Below are 20,221 nucleotides of genomic sequence, written 5' to 3' on the forward strand. Positions count from 1 at the left end.
GGGCGTTAGCGACACAATACCCCTCTAAATTCATTATTGAAAAAGTTCAGGGGTCGATAAAATGAAAAAAACAATTTTAATTACAGGTGCGTCGTCAGGTTTTGGCTTGATGCTTGCCAACAAGCTCTATAACGAGGGTTTCAATGTTATTGGTACCAGCCGTCAACCTGAGAAATATGCGAGCAAAGTACCTTTTAAATTGATACGTCTCGATATTGACGATGACCATTCTATTGAATCATTCACAAAAGAGCTGTTTGCTCATACCAGACAACTGGATGTGCTCATCAATAATGCAGGTTATATGGTAACAGGCATTGCTGAAGAAACACCAATTGATGTTGGACGCAAGCAATTCGAAACGAATTTCTGGGGCACTATTAAAGTCACGAATGCTCTGCTTCCTCATTTTCGCAAACAGAAGAGTGGGCAGATCATTACCGTCAGTTCGATTGTCGGTTTGATTGGGCCACCGAATCTGTCTTATTACACGGCATCAAAACACGCGGTTGAAGGTTACTTTAAGTCCCTGCGTTTTGAGCTGGACCAGTTTACTATCAGCGTCAGCATGGTTGAGCCTGTATGGTTCAAAACGAGTCTTGGCGATAACTCGTTTTCACCGACAGGCCACACTATCGCGGACTATGACGCCTACCGGCGACAGGTACAAACTTTCACGCAAAAAGGAATAGATGAGGCGGAAGCACCAGACGCCGTTATATCGACCATCGCTAAACTTATCCAAACCTCAAAACCGAAGTTCAGTAACCCTGTCGGCAAGATGACAGGAATGATTCTTTTCCTACAAAACTATATGCCGAAAATGTTTGAAAGCTCAATTCTTAAAAGCGTCAAAACAGCGAAGTAAATACTGGATATAAATAAACAAGGCCAGCGCTGTTTTAAGACAACATATTATTTTAATTCAGGAGATAAAAATGACTGACGTTAATTCAAATCATGTTCCGGACATGACTACAGGCCTGCCTCATGAGGCGGCTCAGGCAGGACTTAAAGAGTGGCATCGCATTGTTGCGGCGCTGGATTGGGACAGTCTCCCTGATCTGCTTACCGAGGATGTTATTTTCCGCAACCCGGCAGCGATTGAACCCTATCATGGCAAGGAAACGATGGTAGCTATTCTTGCGGCCGTTTTCAGTGTAATGAAAGATTTTACATACCTGCGGCACTTCGGCAGTAGCACCGGATATGTCCTTGAGTTCAGTGCCCGAGTCGGTGATGACGTTATATTTGGCGTTGATCTGGTTGAATTTAATCAGGAAGGCAAAATCACTGATTTCATGGTCATGATGCGTCCTGCAAATGTGGTGCTGAATTTATCTGCCGAAGCAGGAAAGCGCCTTGCCGCTGCTCAGCATTCTGCCGAGTCATAAAGCCAACGCACCTGTAATCTGCTGTGTGACGAATATAAAGGAGATGACATGAAAAACTATTTATGCAAATGGATCCCACCACGTGCTGATTTTCTCACAACGATGTCTGCCGAAGAGCGAGAGTGGATGGAGCAGCATGGCGTTTTTTTAAATAAGTTGTTTGAGCAGGGCATTATCGTCGCACATGGTCCTGTGATTGATGACGGCGATGGTTATGGTGTCTCGCTTTATCAAATCGCAGACAACGAAGATATTACCTCATTCACCTCGCAAGACCCGATCGTAAAAAATGGTGTGGGCCATTATGAGCACTACGTCATGCTTCATCTGGTCTCACGTCATTAATTTTTCAACTTTATAAAGGTGTTACTATGAATATTAAAGGTTCTGTCGCACTGGTAACAGGTGCAAATAGAGGTCTGGGTGCTGCTTTTGTGCGCGCATTGCTCGCTGCCGGAGCAAGTAAAGTTTATGCGGCGGCACGCGACCCATTGACCGTTATGGAACCCGGTGTAATCCCGACACGCCGATAGGCCCGAACGACACGGCAATTGCCGGGCACGCCATCGCCGCCGGTGCCGTGCTGGTGACCAACGATACGCGGGAATTTGAGCGCGTACAGGATCTGATGCTGGAAGACTGGGTAAAATAGTGCTGTAACGCGCATGGGCACCGCTGACCGCAGCAGAACAGAAAGGAATAGGGATGGCTCTCATCACGCGTCTGATGCTGCAAAACTTTAAAAAGTTTCCGGAACGGGATCTGCGCTTCAGTGCCGATCGCAATATTCTTGTCGGGGACAATGAATCCGGAAAGAGCACTATTCTGCTGGCGCTGGCGCTGGCGCTGGCGCTGGATCTGGTGCTGAGCGACAGTCGGCACCGGGTCGAGGCGCTGGGGGGGAGGAATCGCTCCTTTCGCAGTCAGCGGTCAGACGCTTTCAGGATGGGGAGCGCCGCGCCAATCTGTTACCCGTGCTGACGGCTGACGTGTTCCTCAGTGAAGGGGGAGATCCTGACCTGAACGGCAGGCAAAATCTGACGGGGATGGATGCGGACGGGCTCAGAATGCGGTCAGGATATACACCATGTACTGCAGCAGGATCCTGATAATTTCCCCTATGAATACTATTCCGTCCGGTTCAGCACATTCTCCGGCAATCAGCAGCCATTATCTCCTCACGCCTTGATCTGCGTAAGGCAATCCTACTCGGTGCCACCCGGCCGGTACTGATGAATGAGTTTTCCGCTGAGACTGCAGCCTTCTTTATGAAAGCCCCGGACAATAACGTGCTGGAATTTGCGCCGACGAAACGTGTGCTGTTCGTGGAGGGGGATGCTGAGTTTATCCTGATACTCGGCCTATCAATGGGCAACGCGTTGCGTTATTCAAAACGCAACGCGTGGTGCTGTCCTGCAACTCGAATTATTTTGGGTATAATTGTGATAAGAGTTATTGATCTAAAAACTTGGCGGAGGCTCTTTCAACGCTAAAGAAAAGCTCTGCATCTGGATATTTTATTTTCATGCGGTTTTGAAATTCGGCGCGACTGCTTGATTTGGAAAGTTCTTCTTCAAAAACCAAAAGATATTGTTTTGTGAAATAAATTGCACTGTAGGCGTCAAGTTTTTTATTTGGAAAATTATGCCCTGGAATAACAATTTTAGGGTTTTGTTTTGCAAGCGCATCGAGATTTTGAACCCAGCGTTTTCGGCTCTCAGGCGTCGTTTCGACGGTATAAACGTGCATTTGGTCATAGGCCATGTCACCGACTACCGCGACACGCTCTTTTGGGAACCAAAGGTAGGAGTTCTCATCAGTATCCCCCTGAAGATGTTTATGAATCTCGATTTTTGTACCTTCAATACTGAGTTGGTCTCCATCGTATCTGGTTATGGGAATTTCACGGGTAGCAGCCTTTGACGACAGTATCCCATGCCACTTTTCAAGCTTGGCCTTGTATACCTCATCTATACGGCTCGCGACCTTAGAGTTAGCTAAAATCTCCACTTGTGGAAAAGCATCCTTGAAGACCTCCAACCCCAAAAAATGGTCAGCATGTTCGTGAGTGATATAAATCTGCTTAAGATTCTTTTTGAGCGATCGTATCAAATCGAGGACTTTAAGCGCATTCGCTCGAGTAAGTTGCGCGTCAATCAGCAGGAGTTCTTTATCCCCCTCAACAATCACTGAGTTATCAAAAAAGCCATCATCTTCTGAAGTGAATACATGAAAAGTCAGATCGGAAACTTTGACTGATTGGCTGGCGAAAACTGTTCCAGCTGTGAGAGTAAGGATGCAAAGCATCAGGAGGTTTTTTATAATTCCATTTATTTTCATATACATATAACGTTCCTATATAATTGTTTTCACAGAATCATCATGGAACGATGAGTACAAGATGTCAAGGTCTTTGGCCTGTTGCCGATTCCATAACTGATTAACATGGGCGAAGCTGTCGAATCGGCGGTATCGTATATCGCATCCTGCAGGGAAACGCCGCAGGGTCGAGTGAACCATCTCTGAAGACGGGGAGTCAGGGGTGGCCCTGCCGTTGTGGGGCCAGATGGCAGATCCGTTGTGGCTGTCAAATCAGAAGCGAGCGGTGTCGGATCGGAGCCACATGAGTCCCACACCTGAGAAACGAACGAGACATCCGTTTCAAGTCAATTTCGCGGCCCCGTTTCCAGGAACAGGGCCGCTTCGTCTCGGGCATGTTCCGCTCCCTGACAGGGCTTGCGTGTTGGATCAACGGCCCTTGAATTCGAGCACCGGGCGCGGCGTGCCAGCCTTTAGGGCTTTGATAGCCGAAGCAAGCCCGTCCTTCACGTCTTCTGTCTCGAACAAGGGCATGGCAATGTTGAACATCACATCGTCGGCCGTCTGGACACCGCCGTTGGCCCAGGCGCGCAGCAAGGCCTTGTGGGCGGCGTGGGCGCGTGTCGGGCCGTGCACGAACTTCGCGGCGAAGGCTTGCGCCTCTGCAAGCAGCTCGGCATCGGCGACAACGCGGTTGATCACGCCGAAGCGCTCCATCGTCGCGGCAGGGACGCGCTCGGAAGTCAGCGCCCATTCCATGGCACGTGCGCGTCCTGCGCGTTCGGCGACGCGATAGATGCCGCCCAGCAGGGTCACGAGGGCAAGCGACTGTTCCGGATGGCAGAACGTTGCGCTTTCGGCGGCAAAGATGACATCGGCGCGCAATGCCAGTTCAAAACCACCGCCGGCGCATAAGCCGTGCACCACTGCGATGACAGGCAAGGGCAGGCGTTCGAAGTGATTGAAGACATCCATGTGGCCCTCGAAGCGCGCTCGCAACTGGCGGGGAGTGTCGTCGGGCCAGGGCATGATGTCGCCGCCAAAGCTGAAGTTCTCGCCTTCGGCGCGCACCAGTACGACGCGTGCGTCACTGCGTTCAATCGCATTGATCGCTGTAGCCAGTTCGTCAACCATCTGGTCGTCGATGCGGTTTTGCGGCGAGCGATCGAGAATGATCGTGGCAATGCCATGCTCGATGGTATGGGTGAGATGAGACATGTCGGACTCCTGTGTTGTCGTAAGTTGAGGTTACGCAAGGTGTTCCTTGAACCAGTCCAGCGCGGCGGCACTGGATTGATCGAACCTGGTAATGTACGGATCGAAGTGGCCTCCAGGGATCGTCACGAGACGCTTCGGCTCAAGGGCGCGCTCGTAGGCGGCCAGCTCGAGATCGGTCAGCGTGATCGTGTCCTGCAGCGCGACGATCATCAGCAGCGGCGTGGGAGACACGCGCGCAATCCACGTGCCCGGTTCGTACATGCGCGCGGCGCGCGTCGAGCGCACCGTGACGCTATTCTCCCAGGCGCCGTCGGGCACGGGCTGCAGATAGAACTCGACGGCATCCTTGGCGCGGTACGAAGCAGGGATGGTAGGATCGGCGCTGACGATCGTCTGTCGGTGCGGCGGCTCACCACGTGCTTGCGCGCGCTCATCCGCCGCGAAGGCGTCTTCAATGGCGGCAACGGCATCGGGCGGAATGCGGCGCAGTCCTTGCTCGAAGCCGCTGATCGTCGGCACCTGTGCGACGACCGCGCGCAAGCGGCGTTCGGTTGCGCCAAGCACGAGCGCGTGACCGCCGGAATAGCTTGTGCCCCACAAGCCGATGCGCTTCGCGTCGACAACGTCCTGATGTTCGAGGAAGCTGATTGCGCGCCGCCAATCGGCGATCTGGCGCCATGGGTCGATATCCTGGCGCGGCGTGCCGTCGCTGGCGCCGAAGTTGCGGTGATCGTGCAGGAGGACGACAAAGCCGTTGGAGGCGAATTTCTCGGCGAATCGCTCCAGACCGTGCTCCTTCACGCCGGCATAACCATGCGCCATGGTGATGGCGGGATAGGGGCCGGTACCGCCGGTGGGCACATAGAGCCAGCCGCGTAGTGTGACACCGCCCTCGGCTTCAAATGAGATATCGGTACGTTGAAACATGGGAGTTCTCCTTGTAGAAAAATGTCAGGTGGCGCCGTATAAAAGTGACCGGCATCGACCTTGCCTTGTAGGCGGCGACCGAGTTTCGCGGAAAATTTCCGAACGCCATCGAGCGGCCCATGCACGATCTTGCTCGGTGCCGGGTCAATCAACTGGTCGCTCAAGCCTGAAAAGCTGCTCCGCGCTGATTTCGAAGTAGTCGGCCGGCCCACCGCCGCGCAGGATCGGGCGCGCCTGCGCAGTCTGGTACACGCCGTCCTTGATCAACTTCCGGTCGATGTGGATCGCTACTGCTTCGCCCAACACCAGCCACGCCGGCAGCGTCACGCCGCCCTGCGCCTCAAGCTGCACGATCTGGGTAACCACGCACTCGAACTGCACCGGGCTAGCCGCAACGCGCGATGGCCGCACTTTGGCAGAAGGCAGACTCTCCAGCCCGGCCAACCCGAACTCATCGACGTGTGCTGGCACCATCGCCGCGGAGGCGTTCATCGTCTCGACGAGCTCTCTCGTCACCAGATTCCATACGAACTCGCCGGTTTCGCGCGCGTTGGCGAGCGAGTCCTTCGCACCCAGCGAGCAAAAGCCGATAATCGGCGGTTTGTAGCTGAACAGGTTGAAGAAGCTGTAAGGTGCAAGGTTGCGTACGCCATCGTTAGAGACTGTGCTGATCCAGCCGATCGGTCGCGGAGCGACGATGGCGTTGAGCGGATCGTGACGCAGGGAATGCCCCTGCGCCGGTTCGTAAAAATGCCAGTCGGTCATAGTTTTACCTCTTTGGGGACGGGCACAAGTAATGCCGCCAGCGCCTCCGGTTCGGTACGCGTCCACAGTTCCAGGGCCGGAGCGGTGGTTATATTCATCCCGATACCCGTCCAGAGAATGGTGTCGGATCGGAGCCAGATAAGCCCCACGCCGGAGAAACGCACGAGACATCCGTTTCAAGTCAATTTCGCGGCCCCGTTTCCAGGAACTGGGCCGCTTCGTCTTTCTTACTTGTTTACCCAGGGCATAGAAAGGTTGATGTCAGAGACCAGCTTTCCACCGCCGAAGCTCATGCTCTCCAGGGGAATAGCCTGCATTATAAGGGTGACATCGTCCTGGCTGACGCCGACCTTTTCTACTGCGTATCGGGTGACCAACTCCGCGAGCTTGCGTTTCTGCTCCACTGTCCTGCTCGTACCGGTCGTCACCGTTACGATCATGCGCTTGTCGGATCTTTTCATGTCAGGAAAAGTCGGATGGATGAAGAATTCATCGTCCTTGTGCTCGCTGATGATGATGAAACGGTCATCCATAGGTGTATCCATGGCTTCATGAAGCGCGAGATTCAAGGCATCCGCCAGAGCCCGCTTCTCGTCGCTAGAGAACTTTTGAGCCGGAATGTGGGCGTGAAATATTGGCATGAGTGTTTCCTCGGTTGTGTTGTTCAGGTTAATGAGGCGCTGTTTTCCCTTAGCTAAAGAAGTCCTGACCGAGTGTTCCTTCGAGTCGCTCCCTGAGGCCAGATGAGAACTCACGAACGACGGCAAACGGGCTTTGGAAGAGCTTGATGTTGTTGATGAGGCCGGACTCATTCCGAGTGAGCAGGGTGACGCCGACGATCGGCTTGCCAGCGTGGATGGCATCCCACTCAAGGTAAGTCTTCGCACCGTCGACGGTCTCCGCAGTGAACACGAAGTGTTCGTACATCGTGCTCGTCGCGGCAAAGAACGCCCCGATGAGTGTCGGGCCGACCACGGTCTTGCTGAGGGCTGAGGTCTGAAGGCTGGCGTCAGCGGTAAACGACTTCGCGAAGTCGCTCGTTCCTTTCTTCATGACGATTTGCATCCATGCCGTTCCTGGCGCGTTGGTGTCAGTACTCATTACAATCTCCTGTCTGATGTCTTGTCAGTAGTCATTACAATCTTCTATCGAGTGTCTGCGTCTTTGCAGAGTGCGCGCAGGCTATTTCTCGAGGTGCCCGATGAGAAACTCGCCGGCTCGCTGCAGCGCGTCGTGGGCCTGAGGCAAAGAGGCTGTCTGGATGTGCCAGACGTGGAGCATCTCCGGCCAGACCTCAAGGTGCGACTCGCCGCCGGCCGCTCGCACCTTTCGGTCAATTTCAAGCGCGTCGTCGAGAAGTATTTCGTCGCTTCCGACATGGATGAGCAGTGGAGGAAAACCGTGCATGTCGGCGAACAGGGGTGAGATGCGCGGATCCTTCAAGTCGTGGTTGCCCGCGTACGCCTCGACCATCTCCCGCATCGCGCTCGCGTTGACCATTGGGTCGCGGTCGGCCAACTGCGTTAACGAGGGCAGCGTCAGCGTTAAGTCTGCCCATGGGCTAATGAGTAGCGCGGCTCGCGCGTCCTTGTGGCCCTTTGAGGATGCGTAGGCAAGAACGTTGAGAGCCATGCCGCCGCCACTGGAATCTCCTGTCACGGCGAACGGCTTGCCAAGCGCACGTACTGCTTCGTAGCCGCGGATGGACTCGTCGTAGGACGCCGGAAATGGGTGCTCGGGTGCCTTGGCGTGGTCCAGAACGATGACCTGGGACTTTGCCGCTCGAGACAGCTCTCCGAGCATGCCCAAATGCGAGGCAGGAGAGCCTGCCACCCAGCCACCACCGTGGAAATGGTAGATAACCCGGTCTTTGGACGCGCCGGGAGCCGTAATCGCCACCGCGGCTACGCCGCCGAGCTCGGTCGGCTCGACGGTTAGGTCAGCCGCCGGCGGGTTCGCCTGTGAAATTGCCTCCATGTCGACGCGAAGCGTCTCGATGGTGTGTACCGGATGCGCAATGTTGAAGGCGAACATCGCCTCGCGGAGCGTGCGGATGGAAGATGAGTCGTAGTTCATGGTTCACCTCACTTCACGTCAAGGAAGGTTGCCGGTACCCAGTCGTAACCCACGCCGGTGTCGGCCTGGCGAAGGCGGCCCAGGCCAGGGAACGGCATGTGGGCGGCGGCAATCATCGTCTTGTCCGCAGCGAGTTTCACCAGCAGGGCTTCACGCGTTTTGACAGCCGATGCGCTGTCTGAGTCAAAGGCGATGCTGACTTCCGGGTGCGGCATCTGCACGGCGCCAACATGAGCGACGTCGCCCCAGACCAGCAGTGACTGACCCTTTGAGGAAATCATGTAGCCGGTGTGACCGGGCGTATGGCCGGGAATGGCATACGGTGCGATGCCGGGGACGATTTCGTCCATGCCTTCGTACGGTTTCCACTTGCCTGCAGCGATGTAAGGCGCGGCGGCATCCTGTGCCACCGTGAAGAAGACTTTTGCGTCTTCCGGGGCCTTGGCCATGATGTCCTTCGACAGCCAGAAGTCGGCGTCGGCCTTCTTCATCATCACGGTCGCATTCGGGAAGACGCGTTTCCCGTCTTTGTAGATCCCGCCAGTATGGTCAGCGTGAAGATGGGTCAGCAGCACCAGGTCAACCTGCTCCGGCTGGTAGCCGGAGGCCTTCAGGTTCTGCACGAGCTTGCCCAGCGTGGGGCCGCCCCAGTGGCCGCCTGAGCCGGTATCGATGAGAACGAGCCTGGAGCCGGTGTTGACGAGGTAGCCCTGGACGGTGGCCGAGACTTTCTTGGGATCATTTTGGAAGGAGCGCGCCAGGAGGGACTGGATGAGCGCCGGATCGCCATGCAGGAGGCTGGAGTCAATGCTGCCGCCGCCGTCATAGAGCGCGGTGACTTCATAGTCGCCAATCATCGTGCGATAGAAGCCCGCAACCTGCTTGTGCTGCATCGGCGCTGCAGCCTGGGCCGGTGCGACAGCAACCAGGGTGCCGGCGAATGCTAACGATACCGCGAGCAGGGTACGCGAACTGATAGTGGAGAATTTCATCGTGTTTCCTAACCTTTGTGTGTAGTGAGATAGGTACGTAAATACGTAATGACCTTTCGCGGAACGCCGACTCATCGTGCCATGTCGTTGTTGCCTTTCCGGCCACCCGCACTCCCGAATTGCCGACATAATCCGTGGTGAAAGCCACACGCATGTTCGATTTCTCTGTCGATCCGTCAGGAATCGCATTACTTGCAAAATGCAAGTGGTTGAATGATATTTGTGAAACTTGCATAATGCAAGTAGAAATTTAAGGAGAATCGCTGTGCCACAAACAAGACGATCGGGCTGCCCGATCAACCTGACGCTTGAACAGATAGGCGACCGCTGGAGCCTGATAGTTATCCGCGATGTTATGTTCGAGAACCGACGCAGTTATGGCGCCCTGCTGGAGCAAAATCAGGAAGGCATCGCTACTAACATTCTCGCAAGTCGGCTGAAGCACTTGACCGCGTCAGGCCTGCTGACACGATGTCCGGATCCGAATCATCATCAGAAAGGGATCTACAGCCTCACGGAAGCGGCCATACAGCTTGTACCTCTGCTCGCACAGATGGCTGCCTGGGGTCTTCGGCATACGCATCCGAGCAAGGAGGCGTCTTTGCGCGCGGAGGTGCTGGAAAAGGGCGGTCCTTCACTTTGGTGTGCCTTTATGGATGAACTACGTTACCTGCATCTCGGTGCACCGCGTCCGGCGCGCTCAGTATTGGGCGAGCTCCAGGCCGACGACAAGAAGGCAATCGATCGTTAGGATTCATCTTTGCGCCATGACATACATCCCGATGGCAGCCGGACCAGCTTCGGCGGCCGCGCAGCCAGCCTCCGACTGCCGTGTATACCGGCAAGACTCAAAAGGCCCTGCGGCAGTGCCTGCGGAAACTCAAACGCAATGGTCTGGTCTCCTAATGGACGTTTAATAAATAGCCTGAAGTTGAAGCCGCCAGGTGGCAGTTTGATCAGGCTGCTGAGATGAAATGAGAAAAGGTGGGGCACTCAGATGTGTTGTTTAGGCACAACGCTGTCTGCAGCCTGCTGACGCGTCGGCAATTTCTGGTTTTAAACTCCGGTAAGTGCGGGTCCTGATATTTTTGATGATACCGATTCAGGTTATCCCATCAGAATCTGGATGGGTAATCTCGCTCTTTGGCCAGGCCGACATTGAAATATCAATGAGTTGTGAAAGCGTCTGTCGGCTTGCTCCGGCTGAAGGCAGATTGACAACCGACTGCAGAATGCCAAAGTAATACCAAGCCAGCAGTTCCAGATCGACATCCTCCGTGATTTCACCCGCTAATTGCCCTTGCGCCAAAATGTTTAAAAATATCTGTCGCTGTTGGCAAATGCCTACATTCGTAGTTATTTTTCCTTCGGGTGTAAGGTCCGCCTGCTCAGTGAGGCTGCGAGACAGCAGGCAACCTTTGCTGTGGCTTGTTCCAGCGCTGTCAGGAAGGAATTCACGCAGCAATGCTTCAACCCTCACTCTTGAAGATTCAGATTGAATCGAATTCATGCGTGTCAGGACGCGGTCCGTATACAGCCTGAGGCATTCATTGAATAGCCCGTCCTTATCCCCAAAACGCTGATAAAGGCTCGACCGGGACAGGCCAGTTGCTTCGGTAAGGTCGCTGATGGATGCGTTTGCATAACCATGTCCCCAGAAAACATCAATCGCTGCATTCAGCACGGCATTTTCATCGTATTGCGGTTTACCGCTCATAAATCCTCCGTTGACAATCTGGAATGATCGTACCAAGATTGTTGTACTGATCGTTCCATCATATAATAAGGGTTCACCATGCTTAATCAATCGAATACTCCCGCACCTGTATTGCGTATCGCTGTTGCAGGCGCGACAGGTCGGGTCGGTTCACACTTAATCAATAAGCTTTCATCAGATCCCGTGGAGATTATTTCACTCACGCGTCAAAAGGAACCTGAAAATATTTCCGACAGAGTATCATTTGCGATTGTGGATTTTGATAAGCCTTCAACGTTAGAAATGGGGCTTGTGGGTGTCGATAAGCTTTTTATCTCCCATGGTACATCCCTTCAACAGGTGGCTAATGAGATAGCACTCATTGATGCAGCGGTAAAAACAGGCGTACGCCATATTGTTAAACTTTCCGTGATGGGACCCGCGACGCTCGCCAATCCTTTTGCGTGGCATGCAGCGATAGAGGCTCATCTGGCCCAACAACCTGTAGCCTCAACCGTATTGAGACCGACGACTTTCATGGATGTACTCAAGCGTGCTGGCAGACATGTCGCTGCTGGAACCTGGGCAGGCGCAGCAGGTAAGGGGCGTGTCAATCTGATTGACGTTCGGGATATAGCCGATGCGGCACGTGCGGCGCTACTTGAAAAAGTAGCGGATAACTCCCAGCGTGCTTATCACCTTACAGGCCCACGTACCTGGACAATGCATGAGGTTGCAGAGAAATTATCCGATCTTTTAGGTCGTACGGTCACCTATATGGACCGCTCACCCGAGGAACAGCGTGCTGCGTTACTGGCTGAAGGCCTGCCTTCATTCGTTGCAGAACTGCTGGTTGGACTGGATCAAATATTCAATCAGTCAGTACTGACAGAGCGAACCCTGACGGTCGAAGAACTAACTGGGTCAGCCCCGCGTGAGCTTTCTGACTGGCTTAAGGAAAACATTGAGTTCTTTAGGTAAAAGAGCAGGGGGTGTCCCTCACCTCCTGGTATACGAAAACATGTTATATGAATAATTTCCGAAATGTGATTTTTGGTTAAACACTGAGCGCTTTGGGGAGCGCTTAAAAGCTGTCAACGACGGGTAGAAAGTGGGTCTTCCGCAACTTGGGTGGAAGAAAAATAATGAAACTTTTTAGTTAACAATGATCTAAGCTGTTTTAAGTTATGGACGACGTAATGCCCTCACTTAAGCCGCTTTTTCAACTACCCTGCGGATGGATATTGACCAAACAATCCGTTGGCTCTGATGGAGTGACCATCAATCTACGGCCCTCTCGTCAGACAGCTCATTGTCCCGAATGCCTTAACGGTGACGTTTGCAGGACTGCGACGGTAGCCGGGCCTGTTTTTGGCGTTATGATAAGTGCATTATGCCGTGTAATTCACACGTATCTCATATAGGAGAGCAATCATGACCGCGAAACAACGCAACACGCAGAGCGTGACCATGACGGTAGAGCGTGCCTTGCTGGTCCGGGCGCGTGAAGCGGGTATTAACCCCTAATAACAGGCCATGAGTACTCCATTTCAAGCCACAAAGCCTCGTTTTGCCTCTACATACAAATCACTGCGAATACAGTCAATATCAGGAATATCTTGCATCCCTGACTGGGGATAGTACTCAGATACTGCAAAAACCGAGTTTTTACACAGCCTGTGCCAGGAGCGGGCGTGCTTGCATCATCGTATGTTAGTTTACGGGGAGCAGGTCAATAGCTAGCATACTGGCCTATGCCAGCGTTTCTCTTGTTGCTTCTGCAGGCATGAGCAGCAAACACTTAATCTCTTTTCATGTTCAATCAGATGCGCAATTACGCATGACTCATCATCACGAGACGCACCGCAAATCCGATAAGAATAACGCTAAAAAACAGTTGCTGGATTCGCTGAAAACGAATGTTGTTCTCCAGGAACCGACCATAAATTCCTCCCGCGAGTGCGTAGGTGGCATCAAAAACAAAACCGGTGAGGACAAGGATCATACCCAGCAAGAAGAACTGCGATATTACGCTGCCATTTTCCGGATGAATAAACTGGGGCAGCAGGACAGAAGTAAACAGCAGAGCTTTTGGATTCAGAAGATTAGTCAGTAAACCTTTGACCAGATGATGGATTGTATTGCTGGTATCCTTGCGGGCATGCTGCTCTGGGGCTCGGAAAAAACTTCCCGGTCGCAGCATCTTGATCCCCAGCCAGAGCAGGTATGCAGCCCCTACATATTTGACCACATCAAAAGTCCAGGGTGACACCCTGAACATCGTACCCAGTCCGAATGCTGCAAGGATAACATGGCATAGTTTGGCTGTACCGAGTCCCAGGGCGGTTATCAGGCCTGCGCGTTTGCCAGCAGTAGAAGCGGTCTGCAAAAGCAGTATCATATCCGGCCCAGGCAGGGAAAATATCATGACAAGGGACAGCCCAAACAGATAGTAATCGGTCATATCGAAGTAATTCCTATAGTGTTAGTGCGTCTATCTTATCCCGGAGTATCAGGGCAGGTGCTTGCAATTATCTCTCAATTCTGAGTAAAAATTGGTATATTGTTGCCAATAAGAATGCATATGGTGGTATTTATGCCAAAAATAGCTCTGGACTCTTTTGACCGAAAAATTTTGTCATCACTCCAAACGGATGGAAGGCTCACCAATGTCGAGCTTGCTGACAGGATCGGCCTTTCACCTTCCCCGTGCCTGAGACGGGTCCGAAACCTTGAAAAAGAGGGCGTGATAACGGGATATACAGCCAATCTCGACAGGGAGTTGCTGGGACTGGGGGTGACCGTCATGGTTGGTCTCAAAGTGGAAAAACACAATCTTGAACAGGCAAAGAGACTCCGGGAAGCACTGGCTCTTTTACCGGAGGTGATTTCTGCTTATCTGATATCGGGTGATGCGGATTTTCTTTTACATGTTGTTGTCCCGGATCTTAAAGCCTATGAGTTTTTTCACACAACGGTATTACTGCAATTACCTGGAGTTCGCGATATCCGCAGTACTTTTGCCATTCAGGTGATTAAAGAACCGGCACCACTTCCTCTCGGACATATAGGTTGATTTATGTGAACTGTGAGATCATTTTACAGGGAGGCTAAAAAACTGATCCTACCCACCATTAGTGGACACGCGACTAAGTGAGTAGACTCTCAAGTAAGAGGTGATTACTCATGACAAAACCAGCATCAACCAGCAAAACGGCCCGTAAACAGTACACACCCGAATTCCGCGATGAAGCCCTTAAACTCGCTGAACACATCGGTGCCGCTGCCCGCGAGCTCAGCCTGTATGAACCCCAGCTCTACAACTGGCGCAGTAAATAACAGCAACAGATGACCTCCTCAGAGCGCGAGAATGAACTGGCGGCCGAAAATGCCCGTCTCAAACGCCAGCTGGCGGAACAGGCTGAGGAACTGGCCATTCTCCAAAAGGCCGCGACATACTTCGCGAAGCGCCTGAAATGAAGGTTGTCTTCATCGAAAAGCATCAGGCTGAGTTCAGCGTCAAAGCCATGTGTCGTGTGCTTCGGGTTGCCCGAAGCGGCTGGTATGCCTGGTGTCTGCGTCGTCACCAGCTGAGCCACCGGCAACAGTTCCGGCTCGTTTGTGATGATGCTGTTTGCAACGCATTCGCTGAGGCAAAACAGCGCTATGGTGCGCCACGTCTTGCTGATGAGTTGCCGGAGTACAACATCAAAATCATCGCCGCCAGCCTGCGCCGTCAGGGATTACGGGCAAAAGCCAGCCGCAAATTCAGCCCGGTCAGCTACCGCGAACACGGTCTGCCGGTATCGGAAAACCTGCTGAAGCAGGACTTCATCGCCAGTGGCCCGAACCAGAAGTGGGCGGGTGACATCACTTACTTACGTACAGATGAAAGCTGGTTGTATCTGGCGGTGGTGATTGACCTGTGGTCTCGTGCCGTTATTGGCTGGTCGATGTCCTCACGAATGACGGCGAAACTGGCCTGCGATGCGTTACAGATGGCACTCTGGCGGCGTAAACGCCCGAAAAACGTTATCGTTCACACGGATCGCGGCGGGCAGTACTGTTCAGCGGATTATCAGGCATTACTGAAGCGGCACAGCCTGCACGGCAGCATGAGCGCAAAAGGTTATTGCTACGATAATGCGTGCGCGGAAAGCTTCTTTCATTCACTGAAAGTGGAATGTATCCAAGGAGAGCGTTTTACCGACCGTGAAATTATGCGGACGACGGTATTTAATTATATCGAGTGTGATTACAATCGCTGGCGTCGTCACAGTGCCTGTGGCGGTCTCAGCCCGGAACAATTTGAAAACGAAAACCTCGCTTAGGGGGCTGTGTCCACATTACGTGGGTAGGATCAGTGTGTCATTTTTATTTTCTTGTCTTTTAAGAAGGAAAATAAAAATCCACAACGAATGAGATAACCTTGTATCACAAGTGAGCTACCGCTTGCAGTGGTAGCAGCACTACAGCATCTGGGTTATGCACTCTTTAGTTTTATGAATGGATGTCATCAACGTGTTTCACTGGCATGGACAGCCCAGAACTGTTCTGCCAGATTGAATTTATAGAATGAAGTTTTTACTTAAAGTGATGCAGTTTGTCATAAAATATATGTACTGCTGTCATTGTTGGTTATTACGTGTTAGTTCCGGTGTTTTTGAGTGTATAGAAAGGGTAGTTGGCATCTTTTCAGTCTTAAAAGGTTACCCATCGTAATTGACGGGGAGTTTTCGTTTGCCATCATTTGCTGCGTCAGGTTGGATGGATGTTTGCCGTTTTTGGCACTGGCGACGAAGGTCTTGCGGTCAGGAAGAGGGCGTCACCGATATATCGCTCGGCCAGATTGTAAGCATCCCGGCAAACCGAACCATTCTCTTTTAGAGATCCTCTGGCATGTGGATTAGGTTACCCTGAAAGCGAACTTCTACTTCTCGATCATAGCAAATGTTATGTGGTCTCGAGTCTGTCCGGTTCGTGCCAAAGCGGACATAGCTCACACAATTGCGAGTTAATCGTTGGAAGGCTGTCAAGGTAGTTAACTTCAATTGAAAGCTTCCATTACATCCCATATATCGATGTAGAGGACTTACCTCTCAAACCGCTAAAGGATAACTATCATGGCTCTTAAACCTGGTCCTAAACCAATTACTAAATCGACAGGAAAGCCTGATAGACGTCGGCGTGATAATAAGGATGCTCCCAGTAATACCACGGAGCTAAGACCTAGCAAATCCACAGGGAAATAAAAAAATAAGAGTGAAAATAATTTTTTGTGTAAATTATTTCCTTGTGCCATTATTGCCAGAATAGGTCACAAAATATTTTTTTGTAGCCAGGTTTGCGTGCCTTCTATGTCGTACGCCTTTGCTCCATATCCTTTCGCAAGCAGGGACTCCGGCAGATAATCGTCATATTTATCCAGATATTTTTCTGGAACATTTGCAGCTAGCTCTGATTCTGAAGGCAAGCCCGACAATAGCATTTCTTTTAGCGCGTGTTGCACAGAGGATACACTTGCGTTATCTATTTCTATAACACCTGCAAATGAACTGGCTTTAAAGCAGCTACGCATGAGCAAGGCCGTTATTGTATTAACGACTTTATCCCCCATCCAGGGGAGAACGTAACTATGCTGGCCATCAGAAATAAAATGGGAGTTTTGCAGATTGAAACGCTTAAAACTGTCACAGCCTTCTGCAAAGAGGCCTCTGGCGGTGGCATCTGCATAATCGACTCTCTTACTTCCTATCGCGATGCGATAATCATTCTCCCTGTATATGGCGAGCATCTCTTGGCGAACAACATCATGAACAGACATACCCCCACCACTAAACTGTGGCGGCTGGCCGCCTTTGGTCGCCTCGACATAGATAACTTTTTTTTCCACCTCGATCTCTGTCACTTTCCAGCGGCGTCCACCGAAGATTATGTGCTGGTCAGGCAGAAGGGGAGAGTCCACTGGTACTGTGCCAAGGGTTCGGCTTCCTGTGACAATCCGGAACTCTTCTGGAGTATTGAACACGGCGTAAAACGTATAATGGTTAGTCAGTTTCTCTCCCTCGGCCCCGATAACCATTTCTCCGCTAGCAAGTTGTGTCAGCAGGCCGTTCCCCCCCATATGCCGAAGCAGAGTTTTGAAATCAGTTAAGTCGATATTCCGGAACGGGCCCGTCTGGCACAGTTGTGACCAAAGTTGATCGGCTCGAACCCCGCCCCATTGCGCTGTGATCGCAAGGATTTGGTGCAGCAACGTGGAGTAATGCATCTGGCGGGCATCAGCCGGTTCGAACCATCGCTTAGTGATCATCAATCTAATCATCGCCATCGACTGAACCAGTTGTAGCCGCAAGCGGTCTACGATGCCGCTGGTTGCGGTAAGTTCTTGCTCAGAGATCAGCATTCTCAGAACCGATGGCGAATCTCGCCGTCCTGACCGGCCCATACGCTGACGCAGGCTGGAGACGGAATGTGGAGGAGTAACCTGTATAACCGACTGCACCTTACCGATATCAATACCCAGCTCAAGCGTCATGGTACAGACGGCTGTTGTAGGCAAATTACCCTGCTGTAGGCGGGCTTCGAGCGTCTCGCGTAATTCCCTAGACAGGGAGCCGTGATGAGGAAAGAATTCATTAGGAACAACATTTTCCTCACATATGTCGCTCAGCGTCGCCGCAATGCTTTCAGTGCGCTTTCGACTGTTTGCAAAAACTAAATGGGAGTCGCCACGGCAGAGTCTGAAAATGTCAGCGCAGACGTGTTTTTCTGCTGAGCTTTGTGGTTCTTCTCCTTTTTCGGGCACCGGTACCTGATAGCCTTTAACCTGCACTTGCAGTGTGGCCGTGTTATTGCTGTCTGTCACAATTTTGCAGGGCAATCGCTGATCCGGACGCAACAGTTCAGGCACTTTATCCAGTTCTCCTAACGTAGCGCTCAACGCAACGCGGGGAACTGGATTCGCATGACGGCCCAGCACATGATCAATTCTGTTTAGCAGCGAGAGCAGTTGCATGCCGCGTTCGGTACCAATAAAAGCGTGAAACTCATCAATAACAATGTAGGCTACTGGCGAAAACGCCTGTTTAATCCAGCCCGATGAATTTATGAGTAATGACTCAAGTGATTCTGGCGTAATAAGTAGGATGCCCGCCGGGTCGGTCCGTATCTTCTTCTTTTTGCTTTGCGGTACATCACCATGCCATGGCGTCACCGGCATATCCAACACCTCGCCCAGGCTCTCAAGACGTCGATACTGGTCGTTAATCAGTGCTTTAAGTGGGCTGATATAGATAATACCAAATCCACCTGTAATGTCTGAAATCGCTGAACAGGCAGGCAGAAAGAAAGCCTCTGTTTTACCCGCTGCTGTACCTGCACTAATTAGCACGTCTTGGTCACGGGCTAAAACAATCGGGATAGCGCTCTCTTGCAGGGGTCTTAATGTAGACCAGCCCTGCTTATAAACCCACTTACGAACGCGGGGATCGAGACTATCGTACGCGTTGCTCATAATTTGAAGTTAGCTAGGCCGTCATCATCATCTTCTTCTCCCTGCGCAATGGCATTATCCATATCGCTGGGCCTGTCAATTTCAATCGCCACACCCGAGATTAGCGTCTGCCAGCTTATCGTACTGTTTTGTTCCAGCACGGCCAGCATATCCAGGAAACCTTTGATGGTGTTTCGGGGGGTACGGAAGTAAGCATCTCCGATGGTTTTACTGCAATGGTGCAGAAAACCGGTAAGTGCATCATCTGATACCAGATACTTTTCGTGCTCTCCGCCTGCATAAACATGGCGAAGATTTTTCAGTAAAATATACAATTCCTCTGGGGTGAGGCTGGCAAGATGTAGCGTGGGTGACGAGTAGTCAATTACTCCTGCTTTCTGAGCGAACCGATTTTCCGCCAGACGCGATTGCAGCGCCTCATAACTGTAGAGCCCTTTACGCGGATCAAACAAGAACTCGGGCGTGCCTCCAAGAACAAAACCAATATTCTCGGCAGAACCCTGCAGACAGTCATTCAGGATCCGCAGGATCTGTTCATAGTTCGCAGTTCTCGCCTGAGTGTTGTTCAGCTTATAAAGGTTTACCATCTCGTCGAGGCTGACCAGTAACCCGGCATAGCCTGCCTGACGGACAAACAGGCTTACCAGCTTCAATGAATCGTAAAACGAGGCGTCTGAGATAATAGTCCGGACGTCGAGATCGTTTCGGGCATCGGTTTTTGTGGTGTATTCGCCCCGCAGCCAGCGAATGGCATTGGATTTTAACGTTTCGTTATCCTGTTCATGTCCGCGCCAGAATGCATCAATGACTTTAGCAAAGTCATATCCCCCCACCATGTCGGACAGCGCAGCCAGGCGTTGGTGAATAACTGACGAGACTGTAATGCCATCCGCATCAGCCTCCTTCCTCGCCTCCGTGACGAATCTCTCCACAACACTGAGTAACGCATTACCATCAGGTTTGTTGCGGGTGGACATGTTTTTCATAAGCTCTGAGTAGAGATTACACGCCTGACCTCCCGATGAATGAATGCGCCTGTCAGGGGAAAGGTCGGCACTGACTGTTACCAGTTTTTTTTCCAGTGCAATAGAGCGTACAACGCTCAAAAAGAACGTTTTGCCGGATCCGTATTCACCGATGATGAGTCTGAAGCTTGCGCCGCCGTCCGCTATCCGCTCAATATCCTGATGGAGGGCTGTAATCTCATTCATCCGGCCCACCTGGATGTGCTGAATGCCTATTCTTGGCGTTACACCAGACTTCAGTGATTGGATAATGGCATCCCGTTCTTTAACTCTTATGCGTGTCACAGACATCA

The 20,221-nt window shown here is 52.0% G+C and carries 18 protein-coding genes and 4 pseudogenes; 10 read left to right on the forward strand and 12 right to left on the reverse strand.

Features of this window, described 5'->3' with window-relative positions; genetic code table 11:
- Positions 1 to 61 precede the first annotated feature (61 nt).
- The 5 genes and pseudogenes from DD586_RS07055 to DD586_RS07070 form a co-directional block, all read left to right on the forward strand.
- Positions 62 to 868 carry an SDR family NAD(P)-dependent oxidoreductase gene (locus DD586_RS07055; protein WP_012884124.1) on the forward strand — a complete coding sequence of 269 codons (807 nt, stop codon included), beginning with the start codon at positions 62 to 64 and terminating at the stop codon, positions 866 to 868.
- A gap of 70 nt (positions 869 to 938) precedes the next feature.
- On the forward strand, positions 939 to 1,394 hold the full coding sequence (locus DD586_RS07060; protein WP_012884125.1) for a nuclear transport factor 2 family protein: 456 nt from the start codon (positions 939 to 941) through the stop codon (positions 1,392 to 1,394).
- Positions 1,395 to 1,442: 48 nt separating this feature from the next.
- A complete protein-coding gene (locus DD586_RS07065; RefSeq protein ID WP_012884126.1) occupies positions 1,443 to 1,739 on the forward strand; it encodes a YciI family protein in 297 nt (98 codons plus the stop codon).
- Positions 1,740 to 1,917: 178 nt separating this feature from the next.
- A pseudogene (locus DD586_RS21280) lies at positions 1,918 to 2,046 on the forward strand (VapC toxin family PIN domain ribonuclease); the annotation flags it as partial.
- Between the two features lie 53 nt (positions 2,047 to 2,099).
- Positions 2,100 to 2,749 (forward strand): annotated as a pseudogene (locus DD586_RS07070) (AAA family ATPase); the annotation flags it as partial.
- Between the two features lie 97 nt (positions 2,750 to 2,846).
- On the opposite strand, the gene DD586_RS07075 reads toward DD586_RS07070, so the two are convergent.
- The 8 genes from DD586_RS07075 to DD586_RS07110 all read right to left on the reverse strand — a co-directional run bounded on the left by DD586_RS07075 (position 2,847) and on the right by DD586_RS07110 (position 9,691).
- On the reverse strand, positions 2,847 to 3,740 hold the full coding sequence (locus DD586_RS07075) for an MBL fold metallo-hydrolase (protein ID WP_012884127.1): 894 nt from the start codon (positions 3,738 to 3,740) through the stop codon (positions 2,847 to 2,849).
- Between the two features lie 402 nt (positions 3,741 to 4,142).
- The gene (locus DD586_RS07080) at positions 4,143 to 4,931 is read right to left on the reverse strand and encodes an enoyl-CoA hydratase/isomerase family protein (protein ID WP_012884128.1); all 789 of its coding nucleotides are present in this window, start codon (positions 4,929 to 4,931) and stop codon (positions 4,143 to 4,145) included.
- 30 nt (positions 4,932 to 4,961) lie between these two features.
- Positions 4,962 to 5,858, reverse strand: coding sequence for an alpha/beta hydrolase (locus DD586_RS07085; protein WP_012884129.1), 897 nt, complete (start codon positions 5,856 to 5,858; stop codon positions 4,962 to 4,964).
- Between the two features lie 144 nt (positions 5,859 to 6,002).
- Positions 6,003 to 6,623 carry a flavin reductase family protein gene (locus DD586_RS07090; protein WP_012884130.1) on the reverse strand — a complete coding sequence of 207 codons (621 nt, stop codon included), beginning with the start codon at positions 6,621 to 6,623 and terminating at the stop codon, positions 6,003 to 6,005.
- Positions 6,624 to 6,850: 227 nt separating this feature from the next.
- Positions 6,851 to 7,264 (reverse strand): tautomerase family protein, encoded by a 414-nt coding sequence (locus tag DD586_RS07095; RefSeq protein WP_012884132.1) that lies wholly within the window; start codon positions 7,262 to 7,264, stop codon positions 6,851 to 6,853.
- A gap of 49 nt (positions 7,265 to 7,313) precedes the next feature.
- A complete protein-coding gene (locus DD586_RS07100; RefSeq protein ID WP_012884133.1) occupies positions 7,314 to 7,724 on the reverse strand; it encodes a hypothetical protein in 411 nt (136 codons plus the stop codon).
- Positions 7,725 to 7,805: 81 nt separating this feature from the next.
- Positions 7,806 to 8,699, reverse strand: a complete 894-nt coding sequence (locus DD586_RS07105; protein ID WP_012884134.1) for an alpha/beta hydrolase — start codon at positions 8,697 to 8,699, stop codon at positions 7,806 to 7,808.
- 8 nt (positions 8,700 to 8,707) lie between these two features.
- Positions 8,708 to 9,691 carry an MBL fold metallo-hydrolase gene (locus DD586_RS07110; RefSeq protein WP_012884135.1) on the reverse strand — a complete coding sequence of 328 codons (984 nt, stop codon included), beginning with the start codon at positions 9,689 to 9,691 and terminating at the stop codon, positions 8,708 to 8,710.
- A gap of 265 nt (positions 9,692 to 9,956) precedes the next feature.
- Between DD586_RS07110 and DD586_RS07115 the strand changes: the two genes are divergently transcribed.
- On the forward strand, positions 9,957 to 10,442 hold the full coding sequence (locus tag DD586_RS07115; RefSeq protein WP_012884136.1) for a winged helix-turn-helix transcriptional regulator: 486 nt from the start codon (positions 9,957 to 9,959) through the stop codon (positions 10,440 to 10,442).
- Positions 10,443 to 10,793: 351 nt separating this feature from the next.
- On the opposite strand, the gene DD586_RS07120 is transcribed toward DD586_RS07115, so the two are convergent.
- Complete coding sequence (locus DD586_RS07120; RefSeq protein ID WP_012884137.1) at positions 10,794 to 11,408, reverse strand: TetR/AcrR family transcriptional regulator; 615 nt, start codon at positions 11,406 to 11,408, stop codon at positions 10,794 to 10,796.
- 78 nt (positions 11,409 to 11,486) lie between these two features.
- Here DD586_RS07120 and DD586_RS07125 point away from each other — a divergent pair, with 78 nt between their 5' ends.
- Both DD586_RS07125 and DD586_RS07130 read left to right on the forward strand, forming a co-directional pair.
- Complete coding sequence (locus DD586_RS07125; RefSeq protein WP_012884138.1) at positions 11,487 to 12,368, forward strand: NmrA family NAD(P)-binding protein; 882 nt, start codon at positions 11,487 to 11,489, stop codon at positions 12,366 to 12,368.
- A gap of 453 nt (positions 12,369 to 12,821) precedes the next feature.
- Positions 12,822 to 12,908 (forward strand): annotated as a pseudogene (locus DD586_RS07130) (type II toxin-antitoxin system CcdA family antitoxin); the annotation flags it as partial.
- A 313-nt stretch (positions 12,909 to 13,221) separates the two neighbouring features.
- Here DD586_RS07130 and DD586_RS07135 read toward each other — a convergent pair.
- On the reverse strand, positions 13,222 to 13,851 hold the full coding sequence (locus DD586_RS07135) for a LysE family translocator (protein WP_012884140.1): 630 nt from the start codon (positions 13,849 to 13,851) through the stop codon (positions 13,222 to 13,224).
- 132 nt (positions 13,852 to 13,983) lie between these two features.
- Between DD586_RS07135 and DD586_RS07140 the strand changes: the two genes are divergently transcribed.
- Positions 13,984 to 14,463, forward strand: a complete 480-nt coding sequence (locus tag DD586_RS07140) for an Lrp/AsnC family transcriptional regulator (protein WP_041164840.1) — start codon at positions 13,984 to 13,986, stop codon at positions 14,461 to 14,463.
- Between the two features lie 110 nt (positions 14,464 to 14,573).
- Positions 14,574 to 15,718: pseudogene (locus DD586_RS07150) on the forward strand (IS3 family transposase).
- A gap of 986 nt (positions 15,719 to 16,704) precedes the next feature.
- On the opposite strand, the gene DD586_RS07155 reads toward DD586_RS07150, so the two are convergent.
- Both DD586_RS07155 and DD586_RS07160 read right to left on the reverse strand, forming a co-directional pair.
- Entirely contained in the window at positions 16,705 to 18,903 is a 2,199-nt protein-coding gene (locus DD586_RS07155; protein WP_012884143.1) for a DEAD/DEAH box helicase, read from the reverse strand.
- Positions 18,900 to 20,219, reverse strand: coding sequence for an ATP-binding protein (locus tag DD586_RS07160; protein WP_012884144.1), 1,320 nt, complete (start codon positions 20,217 to 20,219; stop codon positions 18,900 to 18,902). Before DD586_RS07160 ends, DD586_RS07155 begins: the two co-directional genes overlap by 4 nt.
- Positions 20,220 to 20,221 lie beyond the last annotated feature (2 nt).

It is taken from the genome of Dickeya parazeae Ech586, from assembly GCF_000025065.1.
GTDB lineage: Bacteria > Pseudomonadota > Gammaproteobacteria > Enterobacterales > Enterobacteriaceae > Dickeya > Dickeya zeae.

Coding starts and splice junctions, on each gene's coding strand:
- DD586_RS07055 (WP_012884124.1), top strand. CDS start 62: ATGAAAAAAACAATTTTAATTACAGGTGCGTCGTCAGGTTTTGGCTTG.
- DD586_RS07060 (WP_012884125.1), top strand. CDS start 939: ATGACTGACGTTAATTCAAATCATGTTCCGGACATGACTACAGGCCTG.
- DD586_RS07065 (WP_012884126.1), top strand. CDS start 1,443: ATGAAAAACTATTTATGCAAATGGATCCCACCACGTGCTGATTTTCTC.
- DD586_RS07075 (WP_012884127.1), bottom strand. CDS start 3,740: ATGTATATGAAAATAAATGGAATTATAAAAAACCTCCTGATGCTTTGC.
- DD586_RS07080 (WP_012884128.1), bottom strand. CDS start 4,931: ATGTCTCATCTCACCCATACCATCGAGCATGGCATTGCCACGATCATT.
- DD586_RS07085 (WP_012884129.1), bottom strand. CDS start 5,858: ATGTTTCAACGTACCGATATCTCATTTGAAGCCGAGGGCGGTGTCACA.
- DD586_RS07090 (WP_012884130.1), bottom strand. CDS start 6,623: ATGACCGACTGGCATTTTTACGAACCGGCGCAGGGGCATTCCCTGCGT.
- DD586_RS07095 (WP_012884132.1), bottom strand. CDS start 7,264: ATGCCAATATTTCACGCCCACATTCCGGCTCAAAAGTTCTCTAGCGAC.
- DD586_RS07100 (WP_012884133.1), bottom strand. CDS start 7,724: ATGAGTACTGACACCAACGCGCCAGGAACGGCATGGATGCAAATCGTC.
- DD586_RS07105 (WP_012884134.1), bottom strand. CDS start 8,699: ATGAACTACGACTCATCTTCCATCCGCACGCTCCGCGAGGCGATGTTC.
- DD586_RS07110 (WP_012884135.1), bottom strand. CDS start 9,691: ATGAAATTCTCCACTATCAGTTCGCGTACCCTGCTCGCGGTATCGTTA.
- DD586_RS07120 (WP_012884137.1), bottom strand. CDS start 11,408: ATGAGCGGTAAACCGCAATACGATGAAAATGCCGTGCTGAATGCAGCG.
- DD586_RS07125 (WP_012884138.1), top strand. CDS start 11,487: ATGCTTAATCAATCGAATACTCCCGCACCTGTATTGCGTATCGCTGTT.
- DD586_RS07135 (WP_012884140.1), bottom strand. CDS start 13,851: ATGACCGATTACTATCTGTTTGGGCTGTCCCTTGTCATGATATTTTCC.
- DD586_RS07140 (WP_041164840.1), top strand. CDS start 13,984: ATGCCAAAAATAGCTCTGGACTCTTTTGACCGAAAAATTTTGTCATCA.
- DD586_RS07155 (WP_012884143.1), bottom strand. CDS start 18,903: ATGAGCAACGCGTACGATAGTCTCGATCCCCGCGTTCGTAAGTGGGTT.
- DD586_RS07160 (WP_012884144.1), bottom strand. CDS start 20,219: ATGTCTGTGACACGCATAAGAGTTAAAGAACGGGATGCCATTATCCAA.